9 protein-coding genes are annotated in these 11,601 nt (G+C 56.7%); 7 read left to right on the plus strand and 2 right to left on the minus strand.

The window, feature by feature from the left end:
* Positions 1 to 34: 34 nt before the first annotated feature.
* Positions 35 to 1,228, minus strand: coding sequence for an MFS transporter (locus WD429_RS07380; protein ID WP_368421534.1), 1,194 nt, complete (start codon positions 1,226 to 1,228; stop codon positions 35 to 37).
* A 209-nt stretch (positions 1,229 to 1,437) separates the two neighbouring features.
* On the opposite strand from WD429_RS07380, the gene WD429_RS07385 reads away from it, so the two are divergent.
* The 6 genes from WD429_RS07385 (at position 1,438) to cfa (ending at position 10,211) form a co-directional block, all read left to right on the plus strand.
* Positions 1,438 to 2,556, plus strand: a complete 1,119-nt coding sequence (locus tag WD429_RS07385; protein WP_368421535.1) for a DUF3524 domain-containing protein — start codon at positions 1,438 to 1,440, stop codon at positions 2,554 to 2,556.
* Between the two features lie 14 nt (positions 2,557 to 2,570).
* Positions 2,571 to 4,652, plus strand: coding sequence for a 3'-5' exonuclease (locus tag WD429_RS07390; RefSeq protein ID WP_368421536.1), 2,082 nt, complete (start codon positions 2,571 to 2,573; stop codon positions 4,650 to 4,652).
* 295 nt (positions 4,653 to 4,947) lie between these two features.
* Entirely contained in the window at positions 4,948 to 6,453 is a 1,506-nt protein-coding gene (nhaB, locus tag WD429_RS07395; RefSeq protein WP_368421537.1) for a sodium/proton antiporter NhaB, read from the plus strand.
* 94 nt (positions 6,454 to 6,547) lie between these two features.
* The gene (locus WD429_RS07400; RefSeq protein WP_368421538.1) at positions 6,548 to 8,035 is read left to right on the plus strand and encodes a SulP family inorganic anion transporter; all 1,488 of its coding nucleotides are present in this window, start codon (positions 6,548 to 6,550) and stop codon (positions 8,033 to 8,035) included.
* A gap of 13 nt (positions 8,036 to 8,048) precedes the next feature.
* The gene (locus WD429_RS07405; protein ID WP_368421539.1) at positions 8,049 to 8,936 is read left to right on the plus strand and encodes a universal stress protein; all 888 of its coding nucleotides are present in this window, start codon (positions 8,049 to 8,051) and stop codon (positions 8,934 to 8,936) included.
* 120 nt (positions 8,937 to 9,056) lie between these two features.
* A complete protein-coding gene (gene cfa / locus WD429_RS07410) occupies positions 9,057 to 10,211 on the plus strand; it encodes a cyclopropane fatty acyl phospholipid synthase (RefSeq protein ID WP_368421540.1) in 1,155 nt (384 codons plus the stop codon).
* A gap of 5 nt (positions 10,212 to 10,216) precedes the next feature.
* Here cfa and WD429_RS07415 read toward each other — a convergent pair whose 3' ends face one another.
* Entirely contained in the window at positions 10,217 to 11,107 is an 891-nt protein-coding gene (locus tag WD429_RS07415) for a patatin family protein (protein ID WP_368421541.1), read from the minus strand.
* Between the two features lie 89 nt (positions 11,108 to 11,196).
* On the opposite strand from WD429_RS07415, the gene WD429_RS07420 reads away from it, so the two are divergent.
* A partial coding sequence (locus tag WD429_RS07420; protein ID WP_368421542.1) for a UvrD-helicase domain-containing protein occupies positions 11,197 to 11,601 on the plus strand: 405 nt, incomplete at its 3' end.

Genomic DNA, 11,601 nt, shown 5'->3' on the forward strand with positions numbered 1-11,601 from the left:
TCGTTAAATCCAGGCCTCTCTTTAAATCCAGATTCTAAGCAGGCCGCAATGCCACCCTGGCCAACACTGCGCTGAGCAGGATCAGCAGGGCAAGCAAACCGCCCACCATCGCCGTACCGGCCCCGGCATCGAGCATGACCCCCACCAAGATCGGCGACACCGCCGTCGAAAACACCATGCAGGACTGGGCCACGGACCGGATGGCCCCAATATGCCGCACACCATAACGTTCTGGCCAGATAGCGCCGCCAGCCGCACCAATAAAGCCAAGGCTGACGCCACAGAGCGCCAGGTAAACGTTGGGCGTCCAGCTGCTGTCGGTGAGGCCAAGCACCAGCATGCTACAGAAGATCGGAATCAGTCCATAGCCTAATGCGCGCTGAGCACCGATGCGGTCCACCAGCGGCCCACCGAAAAACAGGCTGACAATGTGCCCGGCCGCAAAGCCGGTGAAGGCCAGCCCCATCTGGCCGGTGGTCCAGCCATGCAGTTCCGCAAATGCCGCCTGGTGAAAAAGCACGGCAGTAATGGTAAACGGTACAATCAAGGCCGCAGGCAGGATCAGGTAGAAACCCGGGTCTCTCAAAACCTGGCGTCGATCGTAATCCGGGCTGTCGTTCCGACGATCCTGATGAGTGCTTCCCCCTTCAGAGAACGTCGCCGGATGCGGTGCCTGCCGTGAAAGAGTCAGCAGCACGGGCAGAACCAGTAACAACAGAACACCCGTGGCAACAAACCAGGGCAGACGCCAACCGCCTGCCGCGAGAATAAGGCCGGCTGACAAGGGCAAAATGGCTTCGGCAATGGGGAAACCGCCCGCCGTCAGGGCCATGATCCGGCCACGGTTTTTGGTGAAATAGCGGCCAGCGGCGGTCAGCCCGATGTGCCCCATCAAGCCCTGCCCACCCAGACGCGCTAGCAGAAAACCCGGAATAAGCAGCAACCAGTGCGGTGCCAGAGCAACGGTGAGACACCCCACCGCGAGAATGGCCACCGCCAGCAGTGTCATGCGGTTGAGCGACCATTTATCCGCCAGAGGCCCCAGCTTTAACAGAAGGACAGCCGAGGCCAGAGTCGCCAGGCTGTAGATCAGGCCATAGGTGCTGTTTTGCAGCCCGAAGGTTGCACGGATGCCACCGCCAAACACGGAAAAGAAAAATGTTTGCCCGAATCCCGAGGAAGCCGTGGCCAGAACGGCGAATAAAGCCAGCCTCGGATTTTCTCGCATGAACGCCGGATAGCTCACTGAATACCCTGTTTCGTTTTTGATCGGTTTTTGACCGCTATGGCGGGTGTTTGTTAGGCTTGCCGGCCTCGTAGGCTACGTCTGATATCCCATCGGACACCAGCGCTGCCCCTATGGTAATCGATGCCGCCAGGGGTGTGGAATCCCGGTTCATCAAACGGCTGGAAGCGGCCTGAAGAGAGGAAGTCACATTGAGACAATCCGTCGGATGCCCGGGAAAGCGGCCACGCGTTCTTCTGCTCTCCGGTTACGACGCCGCCAGCCACAAACGATGGCGGGATCAGCTCACCGGCATGTTTGGAGACTATCACTGGCACACTCTGGCCCTGCCGCCCCGATTTTTCCGCTGGCGAATTCGCGGCAACCCGCTGAGCTGGCTGCATGAACCGAGCCTTCAGGAGCCGTGGGATCTGGTCATCGCTACCTCCATGGTGGATCTTGCTTCACTGCGCGGATTTCACCCACAACTGGCGCAAACCCCCTGCCTGCTTTACATGCACGAAAACCAGTTTGCCTTTCCGGTATCGAGCAAACAAAGGTCCAGCGCCGAACCCCAGATGGTCAATCTCTACAGTGCAATCGCGGCCGACCGCGTGCTGTTCAACAGCGCCTGGAACCGGGACAGTTTTCTCACGGGGGCCAAGGAGTTTCTCGACCAGATGCCCGATGGCGTGCCGGATGGGTTGATTGCCGGCTTGCGGGAGAAGTCCCGGGTCATTCCGGTACCCATTGAAGACCGGCTGTTCATCGAGCGACAAAGCACCCCGGACTGGACCTGCCCACATTTATTGTGGAATCACCGCTGGGAATACGACAAGGGCCCGGAGCGCCTGCTGAAACTGTTGCAGGTTCTGGATGCACGCTCACTTCCGTTCCGGCTGAGCGTGGTGGGGGAACGGTTTCGCAACCACCCGAAAGCGTTTGATCAAATCCACCAGCAGTTTTCCGGCCACATTCAGCAGTGGGGATTCCTGGAGAGCCGGCAAGATTACGACCGGTTGCTGGGACGGGCAGACATTGTCGTTTCAACGGCTTTGCACGATTTTCAGGGGCTTTCGATGCTTGAGGCCATAGCATCGGGGTGTGTGGCGCTGGCACCGGACCGGCTTGCCTATCGGGAGTATGTCCCAGCTGCCTGTCGTTATGAAAGCCACGAGCAGGATGCCGATGCGGAAGCCGAAGCCGCCGCTGACTGCCTGGAAAAACTGTTGCGAAAACCACCCGAGCCCGGTCAACCAGATGACTGGCGGGCATCCGTGCTGGCAGGGCAGTACCAGTCTGTATTTAACGATCTGATCAAAACCGAGTGAGGTCGCCAGAAACCATGAGCACAGTGAACGCTGAACCCTCCACGGCTAAACGTGAAGAATCCCTCCAGCTGGAATCAGTGCAGTTTCGGCTGGAGCGGGCCTTGCAGGAAGCCGATATGCGGCTCCGGGCCTACCAGGAAGACATCCAGTCGCAAAAGGAGTACCTGTGGAACAGCCGGGATGAAATGGACCACATTGAAAAGATTTCCGCGCGGGAATCCATTCAGCAAGCGGTCACCACCGGTGAATTTGTGTTCAGCCAACGCAAGCGGTTGGCCAAACTCCGCCAGTCACCTTACTTCGGGCGGTTTGACTTTCACCAACAGGGCCACGACCAACCTCGCCCCATCTACATCGGTGTACACCACTTCTACGATGAGGTTGATAAAGAAAACGTGGTGTTTGATTGGCGCGCCCCTATTGCCTCCCTGTTTTACGATTACGAAACCGGACCGGCCAGTTACACCGCACCCGAAGGCCAGGTGAACGGTGATATTCAGCTCAAGCGCCAGTTCCGCATCCGCCACGGCCAGATCGAGCTGATGATCGACAGCGCGGTGAACGTGGTGGACGATGTCCTCCAGGACGAACTGGGCCGGGCCACCGACGATGGCATGAAGAACATCGTCGCCACCATTCAGCGCGACCAGAATGCGATCATCCGTAACGAGCACGCCAAAACCCTGATCATCCAGGGCGTGGCGGGCTCCGGCAAAACCTCCATTGCCCTTCATCGCATTGCCTTTCTGCTCTACCGATTCAAAGACACGCTGACGTCCGAAGATATCCTGATCATCTCCCCGAACCGGGTATTTGCCGATTACATCTCCAACGTACTGCCCGAACTGGGCGAAGAAACCGTCAACGAAATTGGCATGGAAACCCTCGCCAAAGAGCTTCTTCAGGACCAATACCGGTTCCAGACCTTCTTTGAGCAAACGGCGGAATTGCTGGAAACAAACGATGAAGAAGTGAAGCGCCGCCTGCGCTACAAGGCCAGCCCGGATTTTCTCAAGCAACTGGGGCGCTACGCCGACGAGGTGGAGAAGAACCGTTTTGCGGCAGAGGACCTGTGGATTGCCCGCCGGCTGGTACCGGGCTGGCTGGTGGAGGAAACATTTCGCAAGCACCGCAACCTGGACACCACCGCCCGGGTCAATCAGGTCGCCAAAGAGATCGAACAGAAAATCGGCATTCAATACAACTACGACCTGATGCCGGAGCAGCGCAAGGAACTGAAAGCCGCCATTAAGGGCATGGTCAAACAGTCCACGCTTCGGGAAACCTACAAGCGTTTTTTCGAGTGGGCGGATCAGCCAGACCTGTTCCGCCCCGCCAAAGGCGGCAGGTTGGAATACGCCGATGTGTTCCCGTTGATCTACCTGAAAATGCGGCTGGAAGGCATCCGCTCACCGTATCGCAACGTGAAGCATCTGCTGATTGACGAAATGCAGGATTACACCCCGATTCAGTATGCGGTGATGGCCCGCCTGTTCTCCTGCAAGAAAACCATCCTGGGCGATGCCTTCCAGTCCGTGAACCCTTACAGCGCCTCGGCTGTGGACGACATCAAAGGGGCCTTCCGGGATGCCACCTGCGTGACCCTGAACAAAAGCTACCGCTCCAGTTACGAAATTGCCCGGTTTGCCCAGCGGATCTCACCGAATCCGGACCTGGAAATCATTGAGCGCTATGGTGAGGAGCCGGAAGTACTCCGCTTCAAGTCCCGGAAACAGGAAATGGACGCAATCAGGGATCGAATTGCCGCGTTCGGGGACTCCCGTTTCAACACCCTGGGTATAATCTGCAAGACCCAGAAGCAGGCCAAAAAGCTGCACAAGGCCCTGGAGCCTGAAAACGCCCGGTTACAACTGCTCAGTGAAGACAGCCAGAGTTTTGCTCCGGGTGTGATCGTATGCACGGCTCATCTGGCCAAGGGGCTGGAGTTTGATCACGTCATGCTGCCGGAGGTGACCGAGGCAAATTACCACACCGACATGGACCGGAATCTGCTCTACGTAGGCTGCACCCGGGCCATGCACCGGCTCACCTTGACCGCCAGCGGCGACCTTACGCAGTGCCTCGCACCGGTGTAGCCCGATGCCAGGGTTACCCTTATGGACTTATTTACAGTTCTAAGGAATATTACCTAGAAAGCTTACTTTTATTAATAAGCTCTGATAGACTTCGCGCCCTGTTTTGAGCGATACCCACTGACACCAACAGATACCGAAACCAGACTGTGACGATCCTTCCGCCCTAGCGTTCAAGAGTCCCCCCGCCCTCGATTCCTTGTTGAGCAAGTGTCATAGCTGAAATCAATGCGCCGTATTTCGGAGCACGGGTTCGTTTGTCTCAACGTTTCGCTCACGCCATTGCGGTTGTCTGGCCATGCCAAAAACAGTTATTTCCGGTTTCATTCACAACTTTCTCGGTAATGCGCCGGCCTGGTACAAGCAGACCATCCTGCTCTTTCTGATAATCAACCCACTCGTGGTCTGGCTGATCAGCCCTGTAGCAGCGGGCTGGCTTCTGGTTGCCGAGTTTATTTTCACCCTGGCAATGGCCCTGAAATGTTACCCCCTGCTTCCCGGCGGTTTGTTGGCGGTGGAAGCGCTGTTGATCGGGCTGGCCACGCCCGATGCGGTCTACCGGGAAGTCCTGGTCAACCTACCCGTCATCCTGCTGCTGATGTTCATGGTGGCCGGCATTTACTTCATGAAGCAGCTGTTGCTGGTGGCCTTCACCCAGATCCTGGTGGGGGTGCGATCCAAATCGGCACTGTCACTGCTGTTCTGTGCCGCAGCGGCTGTACTTTCTGCGTTTCTTGATGCACTGACGGTTACCGCCGTCATCATCAGCGTTGCCGTCGGTTTTTACTCGGTCTACCACAAGGTAGCTTCTGGTCGCGGTTATCAGCACGCGAACCACAACGCCCAGAGTGATGAGCATGTCATCGAACTGCACCGGGAAGACCTGGTGCAATTTCGCGCCTTTCTGCGCAGTTTGCTGATGCACGGTGCCATCGGCACCGCACTGGGCGGCGTTGCCACCATGGTGGGCGAACCCCAGAACCTGCTGATTGCCAAAGTGGTGGGTTGGGATTTTGCGGAATTTTTCCACCGCATGGCCCCGGTCAGCATACCGGTGCTGTTCGCCGGTCTGATCACCTGCTGGCTGCTGGAGAAACTGCGCTGGTTTGGCTACGGAGCCCGCCTACCTAAGCCGGTCAGGCGGGTACTGGAAGAATTCGCAGACAACGAGCGCAAAAAACGGACCAAAGCCGACCAGGCCGCACTCTGGGTGCAAGCCGCGGCCGCCGTCATTCTGGTGATCGGGTTGGCGTTCCATATTGCCGAAGTTGGCCTGATCGGCCTTCTGGTGATCATACTGATCACCGCCTTTACCGGCGTGACCGATGAACACCAGATCGGCAAAGCGTTCCAGGAATCCCTGCCCTTTACCTCGCTGCTGGTGGTGTTCTTCGCCGTGGTCGCGGTGATTCACGAACAGCATCTGTTTACACCTGTGATTGATTTTGTGCTGGCGCAACCCGAGGCTCAGCAGCCCGCCATGTTTTTCGTGGCCAACGGCCTGCTGTCGATGATCAGTGACAACGTGTTTGTGGCCACGGTGTACATCAGTGAAATCAAAATGGCACTGGACGCCGGTGCCATCAGCCAGGCTCATTTCCAGGACCTGGCAGTCGCCATCAACACCGGGACCAACCTGCCCAGTGTCGCGACGCCGAACGGCCAGGCGGCCTTCCTGTTCCTGTTGACGTCTGCCATTGCGCCGCTAGTTCGCCTGTCTTACGGACGCATGGTTGTCATGGCACTGCCTTACACTTTCGTACTCGGCGGTGTCGGCCTGTGGTCTGTTATCCAGTTTTTGTAGTTTTTGTAAGTATTCAACAATAAAAAATAGCGCGGGCCGCGGCCCACAACGGCGCTTTGACCATTTTTTTAACCTTTAACCGGATTAACTGAATATGCTTAGCAGTATACGAACGAACTGGTTTTCCAATATCCGCGGCGATCTGCTCGCCGGTATCGTGGTGGCCCTGGCGCTCATTCCCGAGGCCATCGCTTTTTCCATCATTGCCGGCGTAGACCCGAAAGTCGGCCTTTATGCCTCATTCTGCATCGCGGTTGTTATCGCTTTTGTCGGTGGGCGCGCAGGTATGATTTCCGGCGCAACCGGTGCGATGGCGCTGCTGATGGTTGTTCTGGTCAAAGAGCACGGGCTGGAATATCTGCTGGCCGCAACCTTGCTTACGGGCGTGCTACAGATCATTGCGGGCTATCTGAAACTGGGCGCACTGATGCGTTTTGTTTCCCGCTCGGTGGTGACCGGTTTTGTGAATGCGCTGGCGATTCTTATCTTCATGGCACAGCTTCCGGAGCTGACCAACGTCACCTGGCACGTTTATGCCATGACGGCCGGTGGGCTGGGCATTATATACCTGTTCCCGCTGATTCCTGTGATTGGCAAGATCCTGCCGTCACCGCTGATTTGCATTGTAGTGCTGACCGGCATTGCCATGTATCTGAATATGGATATTCGCACCGTTGGCGATATGGGCGACCTGCCAGATACCCTGCCGATCTTCCTGTGGCCGGAGGTGCCTCTGAACTTGGAAACCCTGATGATCATCCTGCCCTACGCAGTCGCGTTGACCGTGGTGGGTTTGCTGGAATCCATGATGACGGCAACCATTGTTGATGACCTCACCGATACCAAGAGCGATCGTAACCGTGAGTGTAAGGGGCAGGGCCTTGCCAACGTCACCTCCGGTTTGATTGGCGGCATGGCAGGCTGTGCGATGATTGGCCAGTCCATCATCAACATCAAATCCGGTGGCCGTACCCGAATGTCCAGTCTTGCGGCCGGTGTTTTCCTGCTGCTGATGGTTCTGGTGCTGGATAAGTGGCTGGTGCAGATTCCGATGGCTGCTCTGGTGGCGGTGATGATCATGGTGGCGATTGGTACCTTCAGTTGGGGCTCTATCAAGAACCTCAAAGAACATCCGCTCTCTACCAACATCGTGATGGTGGTGACCGTGGTAGTCGTTGTGGCCACTCACAACCTGGCATTCGGTGTGTTGGCAGGCGTGCTGCTTGCGGCGCTGTTCTTTGCCAACAAAGTCGGGCAGTACATGCTCATTACCTCGAATTATGAAGAGGCAACAGAAACGCGCACCTACACTGTGATCGGTCAGGTGTTCTTTACTTCTTCCGAGAAATTCACGGAATCCTTTGATTTCAAAGAAGCGGTGGATAACGTTGTCATCGATGTGAGCCGCGCGCACTTCTGGGATATCACGGCAGTTGCTGCGCTCGACAAGGCGGTTGTGAAATTCCGTCGCGAAGGCGCGGAGGTTGAGGTCCTTGGTCTCAACGAAGCCAGCGCCACCATTGTGGACAGATTCGGTGTTCACGATAAGCCTGATGCCGTAGAACGTTTGATGGCCCACTAACGGAGTAGAAGCGATGACGATTGATAAGCAAGACAGTGAGGCCCAAAAGCCTCTTCACGTTATAGCCTGCATCGATGCTTCCAAATCGGCCCTGGGTGTCTGCGACTACGCAGCCTGGGCCAGCCGCCGGATGGGCGACCCCCTGACGCTGCTGCATGCGCTCGATGAAGAAAAATACCCGGCCAAGACTGACATGACCGGAAGCATCGGCCTGGGTAGCCGCGAACATCTTCAGGAAGAGCTGGTCAATCTGGATCGGGAGCGCAGCAAACTGGCCCTGAAACACGGCCACCACCTGCTGGATGAAGCGGAAAAGCGTGTGTTGGCCGCAGGCCTGGAGAATGTGCACAAGCGCCAGCGCCACAACAACCTGGCCAACTCCCTGGTGGAGCTTGAGCCCGAGTCCCGACTGTTTGTGCTGGGGCTGCAGGGCGAGAGCAGTACGGCGGTGGGTCGCCACATTGGCAGCCAGCTGGAAACGGTGATCCGCAGCATCCACCGCCCGGTGCTTTTGGTGCCGGATGAGTTTGCAGAACCGCGCAGCGCCATGCTGGCGTTCGATGGCAGCGCCACCGCGTTTCGCAGCATCGAGCTGCTGGCGGGCACTCCGGTGTTCAAGGGCATGCCCATGCACCTGGTGATGGTCGGGGCCGATACCGAAGAGCACAGGGCGCAGCTAAAACGGGCAGAACAGGCACTGGCGTCTCAGGGCATGCAGGTTCATCTTGCCATTCGCGGTGGAGATGTTGAGGAAACCCTGCACACCTACCAGGAAGAACACGATATCGATGTGCTGATCATGGGTGCCTACGGTCACTCTCGCATTCGCCAGTTCCTGGTAGGCAGCACCACCGCTAAAATGCTCGAAACCGCCAAAAAACCCTTGGTTATACTTCGGTAAAAGGCGGGCCCTCTTCGGCATTTTCAATGCCCCTACTGTTGCGCCTTGCAGGTGCCGTACTCGCGGCTTTTCCTGCAAGGCTCATCAACCACTATCATTTCTAACGTATGAGAATGGTCAATGATGAACGATAAAACCTCTCGAGTTGCGTTTTTTGATCCCGCGAACAAAACGCATCAACTGGCAGCAGAGCTGCTTGCCAAAGCGGACATCCAGATTAGTGGCTCACGGCCATGGGACATCCGGTTTAATGCCCACGGCGTGCCGGAAGCCGTCTTTGCGCAGGCCAACCTGGGTTTCGGTGAAGCCTATATGGACGGTGCCTGGGATGTCGACGAGCTGGACCAGTTCTTCTGTAATCTGCTCGCCGCCAAATTGCCCGACCAGATCAAACCTTCCAAAATCCTCCCTCACATTATCAAAGCCAAATACCTGAACCGGCAGACCAGAAAGCGCGCCTGGGACGTGGGCGAGGCACACTATGACCTCGGGAACGAATTCTACGGTGCCATGCTTGATTCCCGCATGACCTACACCTGCGGCTACTGGAAAGATGCCAACAACCTGGAAGAGGCGCAGGCGGCCAAGCTGGATCTGATTTGCCAGAAATTGGATTTGCAGCCAGGCATGCGCCTGCTGGACATCGGTTGTGGTTGGGGCAGCCTGATGGCGTACGCAGCGGAACACTACGGGGTGGAAGCGGTTGGCGTAACCATTTCGCAAGAACAGGCTGACTGGGCCAAGGCGACATACCCTCACCTCGCTCTGGATTTCCGACTGATGGATTACCGGGAAGTGGATGAAAAGTTTGACCGGATCGCCAGTGTTGGCATGTTTGAACACGTCGGACCCAAAAACTACCGCACCTTCATGGAAGTGGCGCATCGCTGCCTGAACCCGGGTGGGTTGTTTCTGCTGCATACCATCGGCAAAAATCTTCGCAATTCTTACCCGGACCCCTGGATCGACAAGTACATTTTCCCGAACGGTGAGTTGCCTTCAATCGGCCAGATAGGCGATGCGGTAGACAACTTATTTGTGGTGGAAGATCTGCACAACTTTGGTGCTGATTACGATAAAACGCTGATGGCCTGGCATGAGAACTTCGAAAAGGCATGGCCACGCTTTCAGGGCGAGCTGGGCGAACGCTTTTATCGGATGTGGCGCTATTATTTGCTGTCCTGTGCCGGAGCCTTCCGAGCCCGTGACATCCAGTTATGGCAGTGGGTACTGTCGAAAGACGGTGTGCAGGGCGTTTACCCAAGAGTGATCTGAATCACTCAGGTCTGGAGCGGGCTCAGATCGTCCAGATAGATCAGGCCCGCCCGATGACCGTCCTGATAACCCTGATCGAGGAGATCTGGCTTTCGCGTCAGTCGTCCAACCGCGAAGTTTTCAGGCGGTGCAATCATCCGGATGGTGCAATCTGCTGGCGGATTTTCGATAAACGCGAGCGAGGCGTTGTATTGGTTTGCCCTGCGCATTGAGGCCTCCGCCAGTGCCGGGTAGGCCCTGAACAGACGTTTCGGCACAAATTTAAACCTTGGCGGCTTCTTGCGGTAACCGGGAGGGCGTGAAAGCACCACGGTAATGTCTCTGGCACCATCCTCATAAGCCTTGATCACCGGTATTGAATCGGCAAAACCACCATCCGTCATCGGCTCGCCATCAACCTCCGGGTAGTCACGGTAGGCAATGGGTAGCGAGCAGGAAGCGGTGAACACATCGTGCATATTGTGTTCGTCGATGCGGAAATAGCGGGGCTGCCCTGTCAGCGCCGAGGTTGTGGTCACCCAGAGTTCAGTACCACCCGTCAGATACGTTTCCAGGCTAAGCGGCACATCAGCAAACGACTGCTGCCAAAGCCAGCGCACATCACATAAATGCCCGCCTTTCGCAAAACGCTTCCAGTCTATAAAGTCCGCCCGGCAGGCATGCCCGGTAATGATTTTCCGGTTTCGGCCAAGGTCTCCGGATAAATACCCGATCAGGTTGGTGGAACCCGCAGAAACCCCGTAGGCGCGGCGAAAGGGCTGGTATTGATGTTCAAGGAAAGCATCAAGCACACCGGCGGCAAAAATACCCCGCATCGCACCGCCTTCAACAACAAGGGCAGAGGATGATTTAGCATTATCAAACACCGGACGAGTAGACGAAACAGGAATATTCATACCGTATATTCTAACAGACCCCCCCACCCGGATGCGCGCGCCAAAACCACTTTGTGTACCGACTTGAAAACGCCGGTACAATACCGGCCATGACATCTTCCCCAACTACTGACAGCGCCGATCTTCCGGATTTCCTGACGGAAGAGCAGCGGGCGATCATCACCGCCGGCTTCGAGCATTCGGTGATTACCGCCGTGGCCGGCAGTGGTAAAACCTCCACCCTGGCCTGGCGCATTCGCTACCTGCTCCAGCAGGGGCACGACCCCAATCGCATGCTGGTGCTGATGTTCAACCGCAGTGCCCGGGTGGATTTTCAGCGCAAACTGCAAGAGGTGACCCGCAACCTCGGACTGGCGACGCCGGAGATTCGCACCTATCACGCCATGGGCCTGCGTCTGTACAAACGGTTCGTGCGGGAAGGCTATTTGCCGAGGTTCTCCGACAAGATTCTCACCGAACAGGAGATCAGCTATCAGGCCTGGCTGTTAACGCGG

This window comes from Marinobacter sp. (assembly GCF_040904845.1).
Taxonomy (GTDB): Bacteria; Pseudomonadota; Gammaproteobacteria; order Pseudomonadales; family Oleiphilaceae; genus Marinobacter.

What these genes read in the sequence shown, in the direction of transcription:
- WD429_RS07390 (WP_368421536.1), top strand. Translation starts at nt 2,571, where the DNA reads ATGAGCACAGTGAACGCTGAACCCTCCACGGCTAAACGTGAAGAATCC.
- WD429_RS07405 (WP_368421539.1), top strand. Translation starts at nt 8,049, where the DNA reads ATGACGATTGATAAGCAAGACAGTGAGGCCCAAAAGCCTCTTCACGTT.
- nhaB (WP_368421537.1), top strand. Translation starts at nt 4,948, where the DNA reads ATGCCAAAAACAGTTATTTCCGGTTTCATTCACAACTTTCTCGGTAAT.
- cfa (WP_368421540.1), top strand. Translation starts at nt 9,057, where the DNA reads ATGATGAACGATAAAACCTCTCGAGTTGCGTTTTTTGATCCCGCGAAC.
- WD429_RS07415 (WP_368421541.1), bottom strand. Translation starts at nt 11,107, where the DNA reads ATGAATATTCCTGTTTCGTCTACTCGTCCGGTGTTTGATAATGCTAAA.
- WD429_RS07380 (WP_368421534.1), bottom strand. Translation starts at nt 1,228, where the DNA reads ATGCGAGAAAATCCGAGGCTGGCTTTATTCGCCGTTCTGGCCACGGCT.
- WD429_RS07400 (WP_368421538.1), top strand. Translation starts at nt 6,548, where the DNA reads ATGCTTAGCAGTATACGAACGAACTGGTTTTCCAATATCCGCGGCGAT.